Annotated in this window: 22 protein-coding genes and 1 pseudogene; 16 read left to right on the plus strand and 7 right to left on the minus strand. The window is 57.9% G+C overall.

Annotated elements, in window-relative coordinates; translation table 11 throughout:
• Positions 1–145 precede the first annotated feature (145 nt).
• Positions 146–475, plus strand: coding sequence for a hypothetical protein (locus MRY17_RS21275; protein WP_191952420.1), 330 nt, complete (start codon positions 146–148; stop codon positions 473–475).
• On the opposite strand, the gene MRY17_RS21280 is transcribed toward MRY17_RS21275, so the two are convergent.
• Together MRY17_RS21280 and MRY17_RS21285 are read right to left on the minus strand one after the other, a co-directional pair.
• Complete coding sequence (locus MRY17_RS21280; protein WP_191952421.1) at positions 437–1,084, minus strand: LysE/ArgO family amino acid transporter; 648 nt, start codon at positions 1,082–1,084, stop codon at positions 437–439. The two genes, MRY17_RS21275 and MRY17_RS21280, sit on opposite strands and share 39 nt — an antisense overlap.
• 25 nt (positions 1,085–1,109) lie before the next feature.
• Positions 1,110–1,916 (minus strand): 2OG-Fe(II) oxygenase family protein, encoded by an 807-nt coding sequence (locus tag MRY17_RS21285; RefSeq protein WP_191952422.1) that lies wholly within the window; start codon positions 1,914–1,916, stop codon positions 1,110–1,112.
• A gap of 231 nt (positions 1,917–2,147) precedes the next feature.
• On the opposite strand from MRY17_RS21285, the gene MRY17_RS21290 reads away from it, so the two are divergent.
• Complete coding sequence (locus tag MRY17_RS21290; RefSeq protein ID WP_191952423.1) at positions 2,148–2,840, plus strand: NBR1-Ig-like domain-containing protein; 693 nt, start codon at positions 2,148–2,150, stop codon at positions 2,838–2,840.
• Position 2,841: 1 nt separating this feature from the next.
• Here the strand turns inward: MRY17_RS21290 and MRY17_RS21295 are convergent, their stop codons facing one another.
• Positions 2,842–3,477 carry a LysE family translocator gene (locus tag MRY17_RS21295; RefSeq protein ID WP_243352810.1) on the minus strand — a complete coding sequence of 212 codons (636 nt, stop codon included), beginning with the start codon at positions 3,475–3,477 and terminating at the stop codon, positions 2,842–2,844.
• A 157-nt stretch (positions 3,478–3,634) separates the two neighbouring features.
• Between MRY17_RS21295 and MRY17_RS21300 the strand changes: the two genes are divergently transcribed.
• From MRY17_RS21300 to MRY17_RS21320, 5 genes and pseudogenes are all read left to right on the plus strand, one after another.
• Positions 3,635–4,006 (plus strand): PH domain-containing protein, encoded by a 372-nt coding sequence (locus MRY17_RS21300; RefSeq protein ID WP_048722821.1) that lies wholly within the window; start codon positions 3,635–3,637, stop codon positions 4,004–4,006.
• 314 nt (positions 4,007–4,320) lie between these two features.
• Complete coding sequence (locus MRY17_RS21305; protein WP_243352811.1) at positions 4,321–5,484, plus strand: S-type pyocin domain-containing protein; 1,164 nt, start codon at positions 4,321–4,323, stop codon at positions 5,482–5,484.
• Entirely contained in the window at positions 5,462–5,782 is a 321-nt protein-coding gene (locus MRY17_RS21310; RefSeq protein ID WP_431768371.1) for a colicin E3-like toxin immunity protein, read from the plus strand. The genes MRY17_RS21305 and MRY17_RS21310 overlap by 23 nt, the downstream gene beginning before the upstream one ends.
• A 95-nt stretch (positions 5,783–5,877) precedes the next feature.
• Positions 5,878–6,042 (plus strand): annotated as a pseudogene (locus tag MRY17_RS21315) (colicin E3/pyocin S6 family cytotoxin); the annotation flags it as partial.
• A 7-nt stretch (positions 6,043–6,049) separates the two neighbouring features.
• The gene (locus tag MRY17_RS21320; protein ID WP_191952426.1) at positions 6,050–6,307 is read left to right on the plus strand and encodes a colicin E3-like toxin immunity protein; all 258 of its coding nucleotides are present in this window, start codon (positions 6,050–6,052) and stop codon (positions 6,305–6,307) included.
• Between the two features lie 211 nt (positions 6,308–6,518).
• Here MRY17_RS21320 and MRY17_RS21325 read toward each other — a convergent pair whose 3' ends face one another.
• The gene (locus MRY17_RS21325) at positions 6,519–7,433 is read right to left on the minus strand and encodes a LysR family transcriptional regulator (RefSeq protein ID WP_243352812.1); all 915 of its coding nucleotides are present in this window, start codon (positions 7,431–7,433) and stop codon (positions 6,519–6,521) included.
• Positions 7,434–7,517: 84 nt separating this feature from the next.
• Here MRY17_RS21325 and MRY17_RS21330 point away from each other — a divergent pair, with 84 nt between their 5' ends.
• A complete protein-coding gene (locus MRY17_RS21330; RefSeq protein WP_191953417.1) occupies positions 7,518–8,315 on the plus strand; it encodes an NAD(P)H-dependent oxidoreductase in 798 nt (265 codons plus the stop codon).
• 49 nt (positions 8,316–8,364) lie between these two features.
• Here MRY17_RS21330 and MRY17_RS21335 read toward each other — a convergent pair whose 3' ends face one another.
• The gene (locus tag MRY17_RS21335) at positions 8,365–8,739 is read right to left on the minus strand and encodes a c-type cytochrome (protein ID WP_243352813.1); all 375 of its coding nucleotides are present in this window, start codon (positions 8,737–8,739) and stop codon (positions 8,365–8,367) included.
• A gap of 192 nt (positions 8,740–8,931) precedes the next feature.
• Between MRY17_RS21335 and MRY17_RS21340 the strand changes: the two genes are divergently transcribed.
• The 6 genes from MRY17_RS21340 (at position 8,932) to MRY17_RS21365 (ending at position 16,679) form a co-directional block, all read left to right on the plus strand.
• Positions 8,932–9,312 carry a response regulator gene (locus tag MRY17_RS21340; protein ID WP_181282347.1) on the plus strand — a complete coding sequence of 127 codons (381 nt, stop codon included), beginning with the start codon at positions 8,932–8,934 and terminating at the stop codon, positions 9,310–9,312.
• Between the two features lie 195 nt (positions 9,313–9,507).
• Entirely contained in the window at positions 9,508–10,122 is a 615-nt protein-coding gene (locus MRY17_RS21345) for a biliverdin-producing heme oxygenase (RefSeq protein ID WP_181282348.1), read from the plus strand.
• The gene (locus MRY17_RS21350) at positions 10,119–12,362 is read left to right on the plus strand and encodes an ATP-binding protein (protein ID WP_191953415.1); all 2,244 of its coding nucleotides are present in this window, start codon (positions 10,119–10,121) and stop codon (positions 12,360–12,362) included. The genes MRY17_RS21345 and MRY17_RS21350 overlap by 4 nt, the downstream gene beginning before the upstream one ends.
• A gap of 477 nt (positions 12,363–12,839) precedes the next feature.
• On the plus strand, positions 12,840–14,729 hold the full coding sequence (locus MRY17_RS21355) for an alkaline phosphatase D family protein (protein WP_243352814.1): 1,890 nt from the start codon (positions 12,840–12,842) through the stop codon (positions 14,727–14,729).
• A gap of 99 nt (positions 14,730–14,828) precedes the next feature.
• The gene (locus MRY17_RS21360; RefSeq protein WP_243352815.1) at positions 14,829–15,842 is read left to right on the plus strand and encodes a sensor domain-containing diguanylate cyclase; all 1,014 of its coding nucleotides are present in this window, start codon (positions 14,829–14,831) and stop codon (positions 15,840–15,842) included.
• A gap of 120 nt (positions 15,843–15,962) precedes the next feature.
• The gene (locus tag MRY17_RS21365) at positions 15,963–16,679 is read left to right on the plus strand and encodes a hypothetical protein (protein WP_243352816.1); all 717 of its coding nucleotides are present in this window, start codon (positions 15,963–15,965) and stop codon (positions 16,677–16,679) included.
• Between the two features lie 250 nt (positions 16,680–16,929).
• Here MRY17_RS21365 and MRY17_RS21370 read toward each other — a convergent pair whose 3' ends face one another.
• Positions 16,930–18,024, minus strand: coding sequence for a pyridoxal phosphate-dependent aminotransferase (locus MRY17_RS21370; protein ID WP_181282353.1), 1,095 nt, complete (start codon positions 18,022–18,024; stop codon positions 16,930–16,932).
• A 215-nt stretch (positions 18,025–18,239) separates the two neighbouring features.
• On the opposite strand from MRY17_RS21370, the gene MRY17_RS21375 reads away from it, so the two are divergent.
• The gene (locus MRY17_RS21375; protein ID WP_181282354.1) at positions 18,240–18,842 is read left to right on the plus strand and encodes a helix-turn-helix transcriptional regulator; all 603 of its coding nucleotides are present in this window, start codon (positions 18,240–18,242) and stop codon (positions 18,840–18,842) included.
• Positions 18,829–19,701 (plus strand): queuosine precursor transporter, encoded by an 873-nt coding sequence (locus MRY17_RS21380; protein ID WP_181282355.1) that lies wholly within the window; start codon positions 18,829–18,831, stop codon positions 19,699–19,701. The genes MRY17_RS21375 and MRY17_RS21380 overlap by 14 nt, the downstream gene beginning before the upstream one ends.
• 139 nt (positions 19,702–19,840) lie before the next feature.
• Here the strand turns inward: MRY17_RS21380 and queC are convergent, their stop codons facing one another.
• Positions 19,841–20,539, minus strand: a complete 699-nt coding sequence (gene queC, locus MRY17_RS21385) for a 7-cyano-7-deazaguanine synthase QueC (RefSeq protein ID WP_181282356.1) — start codon at positions 20,537–20,539, stop codon at positions 19,841–19,843.
• Between the last annotated feature and the right edge of the window lie 19 nt (positions 20,540–20,558).

Below are 20,558 nucleotides of genomic sequence, written 5' to 3' on the forward strand. Positions count from 1 at the left end.
GCGAGTTGGAACATGGCTAATTAATATCGTTCCTTGACCAGAGGACAGTACGGCTGCGCAAGCCAACCGGTTCACACTATGGGGTCTTTTTTTTCCCGTGCAGAACAGTGATCATCGCCCCCCCAAAGCCCCAGGAATCAACACCATGGAATTGACGCTGGAAGCGGTTGCGCTCTTTGCACTGAAGCTTTCGCACGAGACGGACGGCGGCAGCCCGGTTTTGCGCGATGATCCGGTGATGGAGGCGTACGACCGCGAGGTATTTGGGTTGTTGGTGCGCCAGGGGGATTTGGCGGGGATTCGGTTGAAGCTGGATGAGTGCCTGACCTCAGCGCTCGAATCACTGGGCGGCGCCACGACCGTGATGGGGCGCGAGCTGCAACGACTGGCAACCGCCGTACAAAATACAGATCAGCTCAACGCACTGAGCGTACCGCTAACCACCCTCAAGGACTACCTGAAAGACATCCAGTGAATCGGTGATCAGCATTCCGGCGAGATACACCATCAACACCGCCACCCCCGCATCCAGCCAGCGCCACACCACCGGTGTTCTAAATAACCTAGTCAGTCGCTGACAACCAAGCGCCAGCAATACAAACCACAATAGCGACGCGGTCATCGCCCCCGCCGCAAAGATTGCTTGTTGGCCTGCCGGCTTAGCGGCGCCGATCGAGCCGATCAGCACGACGGTATCGAGCCATGCGTAGGGGTTGGCAAAACCCAGCACCATTGCCGTACGCAACAGCCCTCGTTGCGAATTGCCGCCTTGGGTGTCCGGCAAGGACTGGTCACGCAGGCAAGCCAGCAGGCGCTGGCCACCGAACCACAGCAAATACGCCGCGCCGGAAAGAAGCAAGAGCGCTACCAGCTTGGGACGGCTTTCCAATAGCGAACCCAAACCCGTGATGCCCGCGGCGATCAATAACATATCGGAGACTACGCAGACGGCCACCACACCCCAGATGGGACCACGGCTGACACCTTGGCGGATGACCAAGGTGTCTTTGGGACCGGGGGCTGCGAACAAGCCAATGCCCAGGAGCAAGCCTTCAAGGTAGAGCGCACTGAAGTACGGGGCCATAATGTGTCCGTGCCCGCGGGCACATTTAGAGAAGCTGAATAGGCTGGTTACCAAACCGGATGTGACGAGCGTTTACGGCGCCACTCATGTCAATTGCCTGCCTGCGGAAAAAACTGGTTAACACTTGCCCTGGGCTCGGGTTCGCAAAGTAGATCAACGAGCTTCTGGTCACCGGCCTCTGGGACGCGAGAACCGCGTGATAAGCGGCAGGAATTGCATGATCTGAAAGCTCAGTCAGCAAAGACCCTGCTAGCACCGCAATCTCATTTTCCAAAAGACGCACAGGTTCAAGCGAGCCCCCTTTCACCAAAACCAGCCCTTCGCGGGTAGGTTTGATAAAAGACAACATATGACCGTCTTCATGAGGATCCTGGGCGAATCGACGCTCGATGTTTACAGCCTGAGCACCGTAGACACATAACTGTACGTAGGAAGCCAAGCGAAATGGACCGAGTGGCGCTACTCCGAACTCGTCGCAGATGCCGTCCATTAACTCCTGAGCCAACGTGCTGATCTGTTGCTCAAAGATATCCACCGCCGCGAAAAAGCCGCTCTTGGTGAACTCATAACCTATTCGCTTCGACGCATGCGCAGGCCAATAACAGAATCGCTCACAGAGGTCAGGCTGATCCTCAATACCTGAATATTCAGCGCCAAACGGGAAAAACCCGTCAGTGTCCTGACTGAACGAAAATGCTGCCTTGGTCGCTTGGGAGATTGACGAGTATCCATCAACAATTTGTTTGTAGTTTCCCAGCATGACTTCGGGTATTTGCAAGATACCAAAGCCTGATCGAACGATAGATTCACAGCACATTTTTATTTGAGTCATAGCTATATCCAAAGAGAGATGTAAAGGAATGCAACACACACTAGGTTCGCAAGCATGTGAGAAACCGCGACACTGGATATAGTCAACCAAAAATAGGGACCTATCCATGTCCTTCACAACGTCGCCAGCTGGGTGTGAGTGTGCATTGCTCGTTACACGCGGCGGCGAGCAAGTTGTACTTTTTGGTGAACAAGGTGACGACTTTCACCACGGACTGGGACCAACACGATTATGAGCATCAAAAACCGTGACACTCTCCGAGCCCTGGTGGTACGACGTAGCCGAGAGCTGGGCAAGTCCATGACTACGCTAGCCAAGGAAGCCGGTATCTCCAGAACCTACCTCTATGGTTTAGCAGGAGGCGTCTCAAAAGACCCATCAGTTCGCACCTTGATCAAACTGGCCAAAGTGCTGCAGGTTTCCCCGCTGCTGCTGTTCCGTTACTTCGCCGACTTGGCGGGGGCTCCCGTCGACTCCAGCTCAATGGCGACCACCAACCGGGCAGTGGGCTTGCATGATTCAAGTGACATCGCCGTCTTCAACGCAGACGTCACTACGCCCGACCAGACCGTCGTGCTGCCTGGCGAAATTTTTCAGAAGACATGGGAGATTCAGAACCTCGGCACACGCCCGTGGCGGGGCCGAAAGTTGGTGCGCGTTGACGGTGAGTACGTCATCGCACGGCGCACCGCCATGGGCGCGCCATTGGAAGTCGTCATGGACACGCATCTGCGCAGCCTTAACAACGAAATCCTCATCGCAGAAACACTGCCTGGGCAACCGGTGCATATCACGGTGGAATTCGCCGCGCCCAAGGAAACCTGCGCAGTCACTTCCATCTGGCGGATCGAGGATGAACATGGGCAACCGTGCTACGGCCCTGAGTTCATTTTGCATGTGATAGTAAACGTGATGGCGCGCTGAGCTACTTGCGCCCTTCCACCACCATCCGCACCGCCAACCCCATCAACACCGACCCCATCAGCCAACGCTGCACCACCTGCCAGCCCGGCCGGGTGACGAAAAATACGGCGATGGAGCCCGCCAGGGTGGCAATCACCGCATTCACGCTTACGCTGATAAGAATCTGCGTGAAGCCCAGCACCAGGGATTGCATCAGCACACTGCCATGGCCGTTCGGGTCGATGAACTGGGGCAACAGCGATAGATACATCACCGCTACCTTGGGGTTCAGCAGGTTGGTCACCAGGCCCATGGTGAACAGTTTGCGCGGGCTGTCCTGGGGCAAATTCTGCACCTGAAACGGCGAACGGCCACCCGGCTTGACCGCCTGCCAGGCCAGATAAGCCAGGTACAGCGCCCCGCCAAATCGCAGCGCGTCATAGGCGAAGGGCACCGCCATTACCAATGCGGTAATTCCCAGGGCCGCGCACAGCATATACACCAGAAACCCCAACGCCACGCCGCCCAGGGAGATAAACCCGGCCGCGCGCCCCTGGCAGATCGACCGTGAAATGAGGTAAATCATGTTCGGGCCGGGCGTCAGCACCATGCCGAGGGATATCAGCGCATAGGCAAGCCAGTTGGACAGCTCAGGCATGGTCGGACTCCCTGGAGGTTGTTCTGTCGATGCGAAACATTTGGTCAACGTTGTAGCGTTGGACGCCATGGTAGGGCGTTCAAAATGCGCGCGTTAGATACAGATCCATGCTCAAAACGTCATACACCGACCGCAGCATTCACCCAAGGGCAGACACATGATCGACTTCAATAACAAAGGCTTCTTCAAACTCAAACAAAACAACGAATACGCCGAACGCGTGGCGTCATTGCTGCTCGATGGCGAGGAAGTGGTAGACGCGTACAAGGCCATGCGCGACGGCGTGGTGTTCACCACCAAGCGCATCATTGCGGTGAATGTTCAGGGAATCACCGGCAGCAAGAAGGACTTCACGTCGCTGCCCTACAAGAACATAGTGGCGTATTCGGTGGAAACGTCGGGTACGTTTGATTTGGATTCGGAGTTGGAGATTTATTTTTCGTCGTTGGGGAAGGTGAAGTTTGAATTTACCGGGAAGACTTCGATAGTTGAGATTTCACGCTTGATTTCAAAGCACTTGCTGACTTGATCGGGAACAAAAAAGGGGGGCTGGCGTGCCTGCGAAGATGTCAGCCGCCATACCATGATCGTCCCCCGCTCTGCGTGGTAATGCCGCCTGGGACGCTCCGCGTCCGGTCACGAAGAGCAATGCGTACAGGTGACGCAGAGCGTCACGGGATGCATTACCACGCAGAGCGTGGGAACGATCAACGAAAAATCGCAATATTCGAAACCATCTGCGTCACTGTCTACTTTTCCCACATCCAACGTCGGACACTGCCAATTCAGTCCCGTGATATCCCCCCGTAGGCTCACTCCCTCGCACAAGGAAGTGAGCCGGTCATGTCAGAACGTTCTTATCCACCTACTGAAGAAGCGCTACGCAGGCAGCGAATCCTGACACCGCAACCGTCGCGGGCGCTCTATTCGCCGACGATTGATCTATACGAACCCTCCCCTGCACCTGCCCCCACGCCGGCCAAACCTGCCGGCTGCGTCTTTATCAAGCCCTGCCAATTGCCGGACGGTTTCACCCGCTACGTAGACCCCACCGGTTATGTCCCGCTGGAGTTGGTCAGGGAGTACGCCCAGTTCAGCCTGTTGGGTGGGCGCGAGGTGGACGGACGAGGCGCGGTGGCCTTGCGCAAGATCGGCGGCAGCACGTTGCCCATCGGCTTGGGGCAGTTGGCGTTGCGTTCGGCGGTGTGGGAGTCGGCGGCGACTGCCGTCGGGTCTGTCGCCGGTGGCCTGTTGGCCGGTTTGGTGGCGCTGGCCTGGCCGTCTGAGCTGGGTGACAGCGCGCTCTACAGTGAAGAGCAACTGCGCTCGATGGACCGGGCGCGGTCGCAGATGCGTTTGCATATCGAACAACGCGAGGACGGTACGCTCAAGGGGTATGGGTTTTACACCGGCAACCATCCGAGCTGGCAGATGATCGATGTGGTGCAGTTCCAAGCCCGCGGCGATCAGTTTGTGGCGGATTTGGGTGAGGGAGTCGAGTTGATCTGGACGCCTGCGGTTGATCCCAATGACACGCTAGGTATTCCAGCCTTGGAGGCTGCGCCGCAAGCGCCGGTGATCTGGATTTATCCGCCGACGGAGAAGGCCGCGCAGATTCTGGTGAACCCGATTTATCCGCCGGAGTATCGGGATTTTATTCTGGTGTTTCCGGTGGGGTCGGGGGTTCGGCCGTTGTATGTGGTGGTTAATGAACCAAGGAAGGGCTTGAGAAATCCGGATCATGATTACTTTCCGGCACCAAATACCGAGGACATCACTGGTTTCCCTGGCTTGATAAAGCAAAAGCGAAAGAGCCAAAGAAAAGGCGGTAGTGGCCTTCGTGAACGTTGGAAGGACGCTAAAGGAAAGCGGCTTTTTGAGTGGGACTCTGAAAAAGGTGAGTTGGAAGTCTACCGATACAGCGACGTGAAACATTTAGGGTCATTTGACCCCTACACCGCAGAGCAACGGGGCCCTGCAAAAGATGAACGACGTATACAAAAATGAATGGGAGTTGTCTATGGCGATGAAGGTACGGCTGGAATGGTTCAATAAACAAACAGAAAGTCTGGAGGCAGATGAGTACTCAGCAAATCTTGATGAGGGCGATAGCATTCTCAACGCGCTCGGCTTACACGAGGAGCCTCACATTTACGCAGGAGGATTCGACGTTCTTCCAACGTGGATAGCGATTCTCCAGCCACATTTCCAGCATGTAATAGAGCCTTCACTTTTCGACTACCAAATATCCTTCCGCCACCAGGGCGCTTGGCCGCCCCCCCAAGAACAGCGCGAGAAACCATGAGGACAGCCATGAAAAAGCCCCCTCCTCTACCGCCCCGTCAATTCTCGGACCTACGGTGTGTATCACGGCAGTTGTCGCGTTTATCGGTAGATGATTGGATAGATGAAAAAGGTCGAAGGATTTATGAATGGGACTCCCAGCATGGCGAACTGGAAATTTATCTAGCTAGTGATGGGAGCCATATGGGTGCGTTCAACCACATAACCGGCGAGCAGCTAAAAAATCCGATGAAGAAACGAAACATCAAAAAGTATCTGTGAGGGCAACATGGGGCTCAAAGTCAGGTTGGAATGGTTCGACGGAACCACAGAGTGGCTAAGCGGGACGGAGGACTCGGCGGACTTGGGAAACGATTACTCCGTGATTTCTAAACTCGGATTGTCGGCAAACGAAGACGTCAATAACGGAATGTTTGAACTGCGAAAGGAGTGGCTATCAGTGATACAGGCTCATTTCTCCCATGACATAGTTCTTTCAGAAAGCGACTACTTCATCGCATTCGATTACGAGGATACACGCGACTGATTCGAACAGAATCAATGGGCATATTTGATCCGTATACCGTTGAATGTTAAGAAAAGGCGGTGGCCACGATTGCTCAGTTGAACCGAGGATGATCGTTCCCACGCTCTGCGTGGTAATGCCGCCTGGGACGCTCCGCGTCCCGTCACACAGCTCAACGCACAGGTGACGCAGAGCGTCACGGGATGCATTACCACGCGGAGCGTGGGAACGATCAACGCGTACAGGTGCCCGCCAACGTCGAGCCGATGAGATCGCGCAGCCACATATGGGCGGGGTCCCGGTGCAGTCGTTCGGGCCATAGCATGAGCATTTCAAAGCCCGGAATAGCCAGTGGAGGCGCCTGTACATGCAGGGCGGGCTCATCTCGCACCAGCCTTTCCGGCACCACGGCGACCACGTCGCTGTGCGCCAACGCCGAGACGAGCGAGTTGAAATTAGACACTGATAATACGACTCGTCGCTCCAGGCCTTTAGCCGCCAGAGCCTGGTCAGTGCTGCCGACGAACCCACCACCATTGGGTGACATGACGGCATGTTCCAGGCCGCAGAACGCTTTAAGCGAAAGCTTGGTTGTCAAAGCGGGATGACCGCGCCGCCCTGCCAGCACATAGCGCTCATGAACCAGAGACCGTTGACGCAGTTTTGGCGGCGCGTCATCGCGAGTATGCAGCGCCAGATCGAGCTGGCCGTTTTCCAGATCACTGGCAAGACTGACGGGAAGCTTGTTCAACAGCGCCAGGCGCGTATTCGGCGCCAGGCGTCTGAGCAGCGCCAGCGAGGGCCAGACTAAGGCGGTTGCTGCGTAATCACTGGCAGCCACCCTCCACGTCTGATTGGACAATGCGGGCTCAAAGGCGGCACTGGGACTCAATGCGCCTTCCAGCGCTATCAGCGCTTCGCGCAGCGGCCCACGTAATTCACGGGCACGCTCGGTAGGCGACATGCCCCGGGGGCCGGGCAACAACAAGGGATCGCCCAGAATTTCTCGCAGCCGCCCTAGTTGCAGGCTGACGGTCGGCTGAGCGAGGTTGAGCAAGCGCGCCGCCCGTGTAACGTTTTGTTCAGACAGCAGTGCATCCAGCGTGACCAGCAAATTCAGGTCCAGGCGGCGCAAGGTATTGTGCATGTAAATACCATATGTTTCGTAAATTCATTTCTATCATACCGGGTTCGTCGTTACGGTGAGGCATACCCCCATTCGGAGCGCCTCATGAAGCTACTACTGATCTACGCCCACCCGGAACCCCGTTCGCTCAATGGCTCGCTCAGGGACTTCGCAATCGCTCACCTGAAGACCGCAGGTCACGAGGTCCAGGTTTCCGATCTCTACGCCATGCGTTGGAAAGCCCCGATTGATAGTGACGACGCTCCAGGCTATGACGATGAAAAACCTTTCAACCCGGCGCTGGAATCACAACGCGTTTTCGCCGCCGGCACCCAACCGGCAGACATCAAGCAAGAGCAGGCCAAACTGCTGTGGGCGGATGCGGTGATCTTTCAATTCCCACTGTGGTGGTTCTCGATGCCGGCGATTCTCAAGGGCTGGGTCGAACGCGTCTATGCCTACGGGTTCGCCTACGGCGTCGGCGAACACAGCGAACGCCACTGGGGCGATCGCTACGGCGAGGGCAGCATGGCAGGAAAGCGCGCGATGCTGGTGGTCAGCATGGGCGGGTGGGAGTCGCACTACAGCGGTCGAGGGGTGAACGGGGCGCTGGATGACCTGCTATTTCCTATCCAGCATGGGGTGTTGTTCTACCCTGGATTCACAGTCATGCCGCCCTTCCCTATCTATAAAACCAGCAAAATGGACGCCGCCCGCTTCGAACAGCTATGCACGGCCTATGCTGCTCGGCTGGACAATCTGTTCGACGACAAGCCTTTGCCATTTCGTCGTCAGAACGCAGGGGACTATGACATTCCGTCACTGACACTCAAGTCGCACCTTGCCGCCGGTCGTAACGATTTGGGGATCCATATCGTTGAGGACATGGCGCCTGAAGGCTAGACATACCCCGACAAACTCAAGCGGCGGCTGGAGACCACCGCTTACGTCATCACTCGGGCTGAAATGTCTCAAGGTACGCCAATATATTTTCGATCTTCTCCTGATCACTGATGCCCCAGAAGATCATCCGCGTGCCGCTCACTACTTTCTTCGGCGCTTCGATGTAGGCGGCAAGTTTGTCCCGGGTCCAGACCACGCCTGAGTTTTTCATCGCCTCGGAATATTGGTAATCCGTGGTAGTCCCCGCCGGCCGGCCGATGATGCCGTTGAGTTGCGGGCCGAAACCTCCGCGCGCGTCTTCGCCGACACTGTGGCAGCCACCGCAGGTCTTGGCGAAGAGCTTCGCGCCCGCCTCGGCATCGCCGTCGGCAAGTGCCGCGTGGGTATTAAAGATCAGGACGAGGGTGAACAAAGCGTACTTCATGAGGAACTCCACATCGGCTGTTGCGGGCAATTATGCCTGCTTCTCAGCGGCACGGGAGCTTGCTGCACCTCCCGGCAAGTACGCAATCTAGACCCCTTCAAGCACCACCCATCGTTTAAGCGCTATGCCGATCGAACCTATGCCACCTCGCTCCACTCAACTGACTGAACCCTGATGGTGGAGTAAGGAATCATGGCTCAGCCATCGATTTTAGTATTGGAAGACGACGAGATCATTCGGGCGCTGATGGTCGATGTACTGGAAGATTTCGGCGCGCTGGTGACGTCATTTCCTTCAGCCGATGAAGGAATGATTTATCTGGAACGGGGCGATGATCCGGTGGACCTGATTGTCAGCGATATTCAAATGCCGGGTTTGCTCAACGGTTTTGATCTGAGCAAGGTGGTGGCGCACCGCTGGCCGACGGTGCAGGTGGTGTTGACGTCCGGCAACGCACATCTGGCGGCGCAGTTGGGCGGCTCGGTGCGCTTCCTGCCCAAGCCCTGGAGCACTCAGCACTTGATTGACTGTGTGCAGACAGCGCTGAATCAGCAGGGCTCGACCATGCATTGATAGCGTCGCGATATCACCGTGAGCGAACTTCCCGGTCAGCCCGTTGGTCCACTGTTTAGCTAAGGAACGACATTTCTGATCCGTTAGTCTGCCTTTTCGCTTTACGCGTTTAGTTACCGACTACGAGTTGTGTAGAATCGTCGCCCATTTCGCGCGTCATTCATGGCCGAGAGGCCCACAGTTCGAGCTTACTGAATGCATTCTCAGGCCCATGACGTCGATGCGCCCCCACTGCTGGAAGCGTTGCGCACGGGCACGGCCTTGCTGCATGTCGCGCTGGAAAAACGCCTGCCGTTTTTCTCCGAACGCCTTGATGCGCAGTGGTATCAGCGCCTGCTCCAGGTGTACTTCGGTTTTTATCAGCCTATGGAAGCGGGGTTGTACGGCAGTGGCTTGATTCCTGAAGGTTTGGACACAGCTGCACGTGTGAAAACACCGACACTGCTCGCTGATCTACACGCCCTGGGTCTGGATGATCAGGCCATCGACACCCTGCCCCGTTGCCTTTTACTTCCAACACTCGACACCCCGGCCGCCTGCCTTGGCGCCCTGTACGTGCTGGAGGGCGCAACGCTGGGGGGCCAGGTGCTTCGACGTGAGATGGCTCAGCGCCTGGGCGTGAGCACGGACAACGGCGGCGCTTTTCTGGACATCTACGGGATAGAGACCGGGCGGCGCTGGAAAGATTTTCTTGTTTATCTGGGCGACCAGCCGCTGGACGCGCCCGCAAAACAACGCGCCGTGGACGCTGCCCGCTCGACATTCAGCTGCTTTGAGCAATGGCTCGACAGCCAGGAGGTACTGCTATGAAACCCGACGATTTTGAAGAACTGCTTGCCAACTGTGCTGACGAACCTATCCGTTTCCCAGGGGCAATCCAGCCTCATGGTGTACTGTTGACGCTGTCGGAACCCGGCCTGGATATCATCCAGGTCAGCGCCAACGTCGGCACCCTGTTCGGCCACCTGCCCGAATCGCTGCTCGGCCAGCCGCTGCACGGTTTGATCGGCGTCGAACACGCCCAGGCCGTGCAGGCCATGGCCCAGGCCAATACCTTCTTCGACATGCCGCCGCTGCACGTCACCCTCAACGGCGCGGATTTCGAAGGCTTGCTGCACCGCCACCGGAACGTGCTGGTGTTGGAGTTCGAGCCGCGGCTCAAAGACTTTCGCCCGCGGGCACTGAACGGTCGCACCAGTAACCTGAGCAAGATGCTGCAACGTTTGCAGGCGGCGAAAACCCTGCAGGCGTTGTACGAAATCAGCGTGAATGAAATCCAGGCCATGACCGGTTACGACCGCGTGCTCATTTACCGCTTCGAAGAGGAAGGCCACGGTCAGGTGATCGCCGAAGCGTCGGCACCGTCCATGGAGCTTTTCAACGGGTTGTTTTTCCCCGCCTCCGATATTCCCGAGCAGGCCCGCGAGCTGTATCGCACCAACTGGCTGCGCATTATTCCCAATGCGGCCTACGAGCCGGTGCCGTTGGTGCCCAAGCTGCGGCCGGACACCGGCGAACCGCTGGATTTGAGTTTCGCCACCCTGCGCAGCGTGTCGCCGATTCATTGCCAGTACATGAAGAACATGGGCGTGCTGTCGTCCATGAGCATCTCGTTGATGAAGGGCGACAAGCTCTGGGGCCTGATCAGTTGCGGCAATCGCGAGCCACTGCTGGTGCCGAACGAGTTGCGCACCGCCTGCCAGACCATTGGCCAAGTGCTGTCATTGCAGATCAGCGCCATGGAAGCCCTGGAACTGAGCCGTCAGCGCGAGGAAAAACTCCAGGCGCTGACGCGCCTTGATCAAGCGATGAAGGCCTCGGACGAGAATGTGTTCGATGGCTTGGCCCAACAGGGCCAACTGCTGATGGATCTGGTGCGGGCAGGCGGCGTGGCGATCATTGAGGACAAGCAGTTGCACCGCTACGGCAACTGCCCGCAGCCGGCGCAGATTCGTGCGCTGCACAAATGGCTGCAAGAACGCGGCGAACCGGTGTTTGCCAGCCACAATCTGGTTTCGCTATACCCACCGGCCGCCGAGTTCCAGCCAGTCGCCAGCGGCGTGCTGGCGCTGCAACTGCCCAAGCCTGTGGACAACGGTGTGCTGTGGTTCCGCCCGGAAGTCAAAGAAAACGTCAACTGGAGCGGTGATCCGCAAAAGCCGCTGGACTTGGAAAACTCCGACGCCGGGCTGCGCCTTCGCCCACGTACATCGTTCGAAATCTGGAAGGTCGAAATGGCCGGCATCTCCACCAAGTGGAGTCACGGCGATCTGTTCGCCGCCAACGATCTGCGCCGCTCGGCACTGGAAAACGACCTGGCGCGCCAGGTCAAGCGCGAGCAACAGGCCGTGCGCGCACGCGATGACTTGGTGGCCGTGGTGTCCCACGACCTGCGTAACCCCATGACTGTCATTTCCATGCTCTGCGGCATGATGCAGAAGGCCTTCAGTTCCGAGGGCCCGCATACCTCGCGGCGCATCGCCTCGGCCATCGACACCATGCAACAGGCCGCCGGGCGCATGAACGTGCTGCTGGAGGACTTGCTCGACACGTCGAAAATCGAGGCCGGGCGCTATGTCGTCAAACCTGTGGCGCTGGATGTCAGCCAGATGTTCGATGAGGCCTATTCGCTGCTTGCACCCTTGGCGATGGAAAAAGGCATCGACCTGTCGTTCAACGCCGAACCCGGGCTGCTGATCAACGCCGACCCGGAGCGCTTGTTCCAGGTGCTGTCGAACCTGATCGGCAACGCCATCAAGTTCACCCCGCGCCAGGGCAATATCGGCATCAGCGCCATGAGCAATGGTGAAGAAATCGTGTTCTCGGTGCGCGACTCCGGCGAAGGCATTGCACCGGACCAGTTGCCTCACGTGTTCGAGCGCTATTGGACCAAAACCGAAAACAACCCCACCGGCAGCGGCCTGGGGCTGTACATCACCCAGGGCATCGTCCAGGCCCATGGCGGCAAGATCGTTGCCGAGAGTGAAGTGGGACGCGGCAGTGAGTTCCGGTTTACGGTACCCAAGGTGATTGAAGACTCGCACACCTGATGCCGTAGAGCATGTGCGGGATGTTTTCTGAAAACGCTCGTCAGCTGTAGTCATATCTTGCAGCATCGCGTTTATAGCGGACCCGCTTGTGCCGCTATTAAGGTAGGCCTTACTTCGCTCCGACAGGCGAAGCCACCCCTACTCATAGAAGGAAACATCCATGGTCAGCGGAATGAATCACTCACTGGGCAGCCTTCAATACCCACCTGTGCAGCAAAATGATGCAGGACCCCAACGCACAAAGCGCAGCACCGACACCACAGGCATGCAACGCAATGCCCTCGAGCCTGAAGGCATGACGGCCGATGACCGACGCAGAAACAAGGGCGGTGGCCTGGACAGCCTGGGTCGGGGCAACGCGCTTTAACCGGCGCGTACGAGGGTCGGTGTACGGCCCTTCGTACCCCTCAATAACAAAACCATGACATTCACTGGCTTAAACTCACCGGTTCAATCCAGCCTGGGACCACTGCCTGCATGCCGCATTCCGACACACTGCCTGCCGTTCTGGCCGGCCCTCTGCTGCGACGCCTCGAAGCTCGGCGCCTGGTGTTGTGGCTGGTAGGAAGTCGAGCACTGGAACTGACGTTGAGGCTGCATCTGCCCGCGCAGACACTGGAGATCCCCCTTGACTGCAACGTCGTAGCCGTCGGGCGTCATGCATTTATTCACTTGATCGATGTGTCGCTGGACGAAGCGCTGCCCCTGGACGTGGCGATCAGCTATGACCTGGTTTTTGCCAATACCGGCATCGCTGAGTGGGCACCGCATCTGTTGTACGCCGGTGCTCAATACCCCAGTTTCGTGCTGCATAGCCGTATCCATCAATTGGTGCACGGCTCATGCCGCAAACCCCATCACAGTGCCGACGAAGGTTTACTGTGCGTCGACCGCCTGTTGGCCGACGCCCAAGCACCGGCCGAACGTCCGGCCTTACTGATGATGAGCGGCGACCAGATTTACGCCGACGATGTCGCCGGGCCGATGCTGCGTGCGATTCATGGGCTGATTGCACGGCTGGGCCTGTTCGATGAATACCTCGAAGGCGCAGTGGTCGATGACAGCGCCAGCCTCTACCGGCATCCCGCCAGTTACTACCACCGTGCCGATTTGCTGCCGGCACTGGACAGCAACGAGACGTTGCGCGAACGCTTCTTTGGTGGCGTGAAAAAGCCGATTTTCACCAGCAGCACCGCCGATAATCATCTGGTGACCTTTGCCGAAGTCATTGCAATGTACCTGCTGGCGTGGTCGCCAACGCCCTGGGCGCTGGTCACGCTTCAAAGCCCGCCCTTGAGCCCGGAACGGCAGCAGCGTTACGCCAGCGAAGAACTCCGGGTCGAGGGATTCCGCGACGGCCTGCCGAGTGTCGCGCGAGTATTCGCCCACTTGTCGACCTTGATGATCTTTGACGACCATGACATCACCGACGACTGGAACCTCAGCGCCCAATGGGAGGAAACCGCTTACGGCCACCCCTTCTCCAAACGCATCATCGGAAACGCCCTGCTGGCCTATCTGTTATGTCAGGGCTGGGGTAACCAGCCGGATGCGTTTGACGAACTGGTGAGCCGAACCCAAGCGCTGACCAGCCAGACCAAGGCCAACCATCTGGACGCAGCCGCGCAGGACGAACTACTCGAAGCGCTGCGTACATTCCAGCACTGGCATTACGTACTGCCGACCACCCCCGCGCTGGTGGTGCTCGATACCCGTACCCGGCGCTGGCGCAGCGAGTTCACCCTCAAGCAACCCTCCGGCCTGCTGGATTGGGAAGCCTTGAGCGAACTGCAACAGGAACTGCTCGACCATCCATCGGCCATCATCGTCTCGCCCGCGCCAATCTTTGGCGTGAAGCTGATCGAGACCGTGCAGAAAGTGTTCAGTTGGTGCGGCCATCCCTTATTGGTGGATGCCGAAAACTGGATGGCCCATCGCGGCAGCGCCCAGGTGATTCTCAACATCTTCCGACACTCGCGCACACCGGGTAATTACGTGATTCTGTCGGGCGACGTGCATTATTCGTTCGTCTATGAAGTGCTGATTCGCCACCGCAATGCCGGCCCCAGGATCTGGCAGATCACCAGCAGCGGCATCAAGAACGAGTTCCCACCACGGCTGCTGGAGTGGTTCGACCGTCTCAACCGCTGGCTCTACTCCCCACGCTCACCGCTCAACTGGTTTACCCGGCGCCGCACCATGCAGGTGGTGCCGCACATTCCGGAACATGCCGAGGCAGGGGAACGGTTATGGAATTCAGCCGGGATCGGTCAGGTATTTTTCAACGATCAGGGCCAACCTGAGGCAATTTATCAACACAATGCGGACGGCAAGCCTCGGACGAAAATGATTGCACCGCACCCTTGACCGCACATCTGACCTATTCAAAGCGCATGGGCCGCGTTATACAGTAGCGTCAGCCACGGAGTATCGGCGTCAACCACAGCTCACGCAGGAAGCGCGTCGATGGACGATACAGCCGGTAACGAAGCACCGCGTAATGACTTTTCCGACCTCAGCACCGACCTGTTGCATGCCGTCATGGAGCTGGTCAGCGACGGGATATGGGACTGGAATGCCAATACCGGATTCGTCTACCGCAATCCCGGTTGGTACGAGATGCTGGGCTATCCGTGCCACGCCCTGGAAAACAGCGTATTCACCTGGGAAAACCTGATCCATCCTGAGGATTACCCCCGCGTGATGGCCGACTTTGATGACTATATCTGCCAACGCGCCCCTCATTACCGAGCCGAATACCGCTGTCGAAAGCACGACGGCACCTACCTCTGGATCGAAGATCGTGGCTACATCATCGCGCGTAACCCCGACAATTCGGTCGCGCGCATGGTGGGCGTGCACCGCGATATCCATACGCGCAAATGCTCCCTGGAACGCCTGCGAAAGCGTAACCAGTCCCTCGAAGCCCTGGTGGTCGAGCGCACCCTTGAACTGTCGCGCGTCAATCAGCAGTTGCAATTGCAATTGGACGAAAACCGCTCCCTGGCCGAACGGGACGCCCTGACCCGCATCGCCAACCGTTATCGCCTGGAAAAAGTACTGCTCGAACAGTGCGACCGCGCCGAACGCTTTCGCCTGCCACTGGCGCTGGTGGCCATGGATATTGACGACTTCAAGCCGATCAATGACCGACATGGCCATGGCGTAGGCGATCAGACGCTGGTACGGGTCGTGGAAGGCCTGGAAGCTTGCGTACGTGCCGGTGACTTGCTGGCGCGCTGGGGCGGCGATGAATTCATGCTGGTCTTGCCCAACAGTACGCTGCAGACAGCGAAGGAACTGGCCGAACGGGTGCGTCATAAAATCCAGGAAATGCCCGCCGTCGGTGACGCCAGGATAACCCTGAGCCTGGGTGTAGTGGAGCGCCGGCTGGGCGAGTCACCGGCCGCTCTGATGACACGTGCCGATCAGGCGCTGTATCGGTCCAAGGCGGCGGGTAAGAATGGCGTGTCGGAATAACTCGCCGGCAACCTGACCTGACCGGTTCACCTTCGCAGTTGCCTTGACCTGACTCCCCTGCCCCCTGAAAATGCCCGACGCTTTTTGTCTCTCCCCGTTTACTGAAGTAGTGAAATTTCAATGTCCGATTCCTACACCGCTGAATCCGCCGAAGCCTCCGTAACCGCCTTGCACGCCAAAGCCGAGTACGAGAACGCCATCAATCTTTCACAGCATGTGCCAGCGGCCAAGATCATCAGCGAAATGGTGCTGGACGCGTTTCATACCTCCAAGGAAAGCGACCAGATCCGCGAGTTGCGCGTGGCTATCCGTCAGGCCCATGACGCCTTCGACGATGACAAGGCCTACGAGTTGATGGGCCGGCTCAAACAATTGAAAGACGCCGAAGCCGCCGATAACGCTGCCCTGGAAGACCTGAGCAGCAAGTTCTCCATCAGTCGTATCCTGTCCAGTTTCAAGGACGATCCCGAGTTTCAGGAGCTGGTCTACGGCTTGGCCCTCAAAGTGCTGAACCAGTCGCACCAGGCCATCAGCAACCCAAGCGCAGGCAAGGGCAAGGCCGCGCGCGCCAAGAAAGAAGCCGAGGTGTTTGTGATCAGCAAGGAGGGCGCCAGCGTCACCCTGCCACTGCGTACGCCGCGCTCCAGACTCAATGTCGACCGTGAAGCGTTCGAATTCCTGGGGTTCAACTTTGTCGGTGAGGGCGATGAAGCCGAGCCGGAGGTGGAAAGCTTTGTGGATAACGCCGGCACTGAACAGCCGCTGAGCCGCAAGAGCGTGATAGCTGCACTGCAACAGCAGACGGCCTTTGACGGCTACAGCATCGCCCAGCAGTAACGCATTGCCGGTCACACGGCAGGACTTAAGTTGGGGACGGGGCAAGTCCTGATGCAGGTCAGTTAGCGCAGATCCCCTGTGGGAGGGGGCTTGCCCCCGATAGCGGTGGGTCAACCAACATCAGTGTTTGCTGGGCCAACGTCTTCGGGGGCAAGCCCCCTCCCACATTTGATCTTCGCTGACTTGAGCATTTCGTTCGCTTATCTGACTGGCATTAAGGCTTGCCCCGTTCCCACCTTTTGTATGCGGTTCAGCTGACACGCACGATCTGCGTGGCGAACACCTGGCGAAACCGCTCCATCTCCTGGCGGTTACCCACCGTCACCCGCACCCACTGCGGCCAGTTGCTCCATACGCGCCCCACCAGCACATTCTGTGCAGCCAGCCGTTCGATCAGCGGCTGCGCAGGCTGCTTGACGTCGATCATGAAGCAGTTGCTCTGCGACGCCGTGCATCTGAACCCTCGCTCGTTCAACCAAGCGATAGTCTCGTCACGCAAGCCGGCATTGAGGGCCTTGCGCTGACCCAGCAGCTTGACGTCTTCCAGGCTGGCATGGGCACCCAGCAGGCTGGCACCGGCCGGCACATTGTCGCCGCCGAACACCGCCAGTTGCTCCAGCAATGCCGGGTGGCCGATTGCCAGGCCCAGGCGCGCACCGGCCATGCCGTAGATTTTCGAGAAGGTGCGCAGCACCAGCAGGTCATCGTGGTCCCTGGTCCAACTCACGCAACTGGGGGCATCGCAGAAGTCGATATAGGCTTCGTCCACCACCAGCACGCTGCCTTTGGGTTTGTTCGCCAGCGCCTGACGGATGGCCTCGGTGGGCGTCAGGGTGCCGGTCGGGTTGTTGGGGTTGCACAGGTACAGCATGCCTGCCTGGGGATCAGCCGCGAGCATGGCCGGTACATCATGGGCATGCCCGGCATCGAGGTTCACTTCGCGCACCGGCGCCTTGTTCGACGCGGCCGCCTGGCGCGGCACTTCGTAGGACGGCGTGGCCATCACCAGGCCACGGGTTGGGCGGGTGAACGCCAACACGGCATAGCGCAGCGCGGCCATGGAGCCGGCAAACACTGCCACGCTCTCTTCGGTAATACCTTGCTGCTGGGCAAACAGCGCAGCCAGCGCGTACATATGCCGATAGGGATACCGCCCCGATTGCGCGCTGCCCCGCTGCATCGCCTCAAGCGCCGCCGTCGACGGCCCGTAGGGGCTTTCGTTGTAGTTGAGCAATACCTTGTCAGAGGTCGCCGGCGCGGGGCTTGCAACGGCCCAATCCAGGTGCCCCAGCACCGGCAAGGCCGCGCCCAGGGCGAGAAGAGATCGACGACTGACGCTGACCATGGCAACTACTCCTTGTAGACGAACGTGGGATTCGTACGGGTCGTACAGAGAAGTATGACGAGGAAAATGCCGCCTGATTTAGCGCTTTATTGTTGAGCAACACGCATGTAACACTCCCGACCACGAAGCTGAAGAGCCCCCTGGCAGGCTCTAAATCGGCGGTTTCGCAAAGGAAAAATGGACGATCATGACTAAAAGGAGCGGGTGAGCACGTGATGCACAGACGGGAAAAAACCGAGCACCTGAAAAGCAACATCAGGTACTTGATCAAAAGTCGCGGCGAAACCCAGCTTTCTTTAAGCAACGCCGCCGGCCTGACCAGGACCACGATCTACAACATTCTGGAAGGCAAGGTCGCCAACGTACAGCAGTCGACCATCCGCAAAATTTCCGACTTCTTCGGCGTCTCTTACGAAGAAATCGAAACCATCAATTTCGAAGCCAAGGAAATCATCGAGAGCAACGTTTCCCCGCTGGGCAATATGAACCCGGCGGCGGTGCCTGTGCTCAAGGAAAGCCTGGTCATGCAGCACCTGGGCAAGCGTATCGGTGAGCTGTCCACGCTTTTCCCACTGACGTATTACTTCGGCTTGTCGTGCAATTTGATCGGCGTACTGCTGGAGAACGCCATTCCCGGACTCAACGAGCCTGGGGACCTGCTGATCGTGCAAAAAGGCGCGTGCAGCGACGACAAGGAAAAGCTGGTGTACGACCGCGCCACCCAAAAACTGTTCATTACCCTCGAGCCCTGTGCGAACTCGGATCGCCTGTGTGTCATCGGCGATATCTTTGAGGAGCGCTTCAATGACCTCGCTTGACGCTGCAGTTGAAAACAGCAAATACAAGCTGCTGGGCTTCGAAAATGACAAGCGCCTGGCGGTGGTCATGGTGATCGCCACCGGCAAGGTCATCAAGATCAAGCTCAGCGAAGTGCTCAACAGCGAAATGATGGACAACTTCAACAGGATGGAAATCAGGAACCTCTACAGGAAGTTCTATTCACAAGGCGGTGCGCTCACGGCCTACGACATGAACGACCGCAATGAAAACTCGTGGATGATCTACATCATCCTGAATTTGCTGCTGTTCACGTTTTATATCTTCACCAGTATCGCCGCGACCAAACCGATCTATCTGGAATCGATGGGCATCATCGTGACGCCGGGCACGTTCCTGTATCCCCTGACCTTTCTGATCGTGGACTTGCTGAACGAAAACTTCGGGCTGCGCCTGGCGCGCCGGGCGATTCTGTTCGCGTTTGCCAGTAACGCGATGATCATCATGCTGCTCTACGGCTCGACCTTTCTGCCCGGGCTGCCGGGCTGGAAACTGGATGGGCCGTACACCGACGTGATCCTGCAAGTCTCGTCGGTGCTGATCGCCTCGTCGGTGTCGTTCCTGGTGTCGGAGAACATCAACTCTTATCTGCTGTGCAAAATCAAAGAGCTGACCAACTCCAGGTACCTGTACCTGCGGATTTTCCTCAGTACGTTCTTTGCGGTCATTATCGACAGCGTCCTGTTCTGCTTTATCGCCTTCTATGGCGTGATGCAGACCAGCGATATCCTGAGCATGATCTATGTGCAGATCGCGATCAAAGTCGGCTTTGCGTTTTTCAATATCCTGCCGGCCTATGGGGCGCGGTCGTTGTTCAAGCGCTATCTGACCAGTGCATGAAACTCACGGTCACCGCTATCCCTGTGGGAGGGGGCTTGCCCCCGATGAGGCCGTGTCAGTCAGTGCATTTTTAACTGACACACCGCCATCGGGGGCAAGCCCCCTCCCACATTTTGACCTCACTTGGCTCTTGATCGAGTTACGTCAGCTGCAACTTGTGCTTGAGGCTGTGCATGACATCCGCTTTATTCTGCAGGTACTCATTCAAGCCCCGGGCGCGCAGGTTGCACGCATCGCAGTTGCCGCAACCGGTGCCAATGACGCCGTTGTAGCAGGTCAGCGTCTGCTCGCGCACCAGCTCAAGCTGCCCGTGGTAATCGGCCAGGGCCCAGGTCTCAGCCTTGTTCAGCCACATCAGTGGGGTATCGAGGCGCACGTCGTATTCCATGCCAAGCTTCAGGGCCTGGTTCAGCGCCTTGACGAACTCGTCGCGGCAATCCGGGTAACCCGAGAAATCGGTTTCGCACACACCGGTGATCACGCTCTCGGCCTTGACTTGATAGGCGTAGATCGCGGCCAGGGTCAGGAACAGGATGTTACGCCCCGGCACGAAGGTGCTCGGCAAGCTTTCCCCTGAGCTGTTCACCGTGGGCACGGGGATGTTGTCACGGGTAAGGCTGCTGATCGCCAGCTCATTGAGCAGGGACACATCCATCACCTTGTGCACGGTGGCGCCCAACTGCTTGGCCAACGTGCGGGCCACTTCGATCTCCGCCACATGGCGCTGGCCATAATCGAAGGTGATGCAGTGCACTTCGTCATACTGCTTCAATGCCTGGATCAGGCAGGTGGTCGAGTCCTGCCCGCCACTGAAGACCATAACGGCTTTTTTACTCATTGCTTTGCTTCCTGCATTC

The organism is Pseudomonas orientalis, assembly GCF_022807995.1.
GTDB lineage: Bacteria > Pseudomonadota > Gammaproteobacteria > Pseudomonadales > Pseudomonadaceae > Aquipseudomonas > Aquipseudomonas orientalis_B.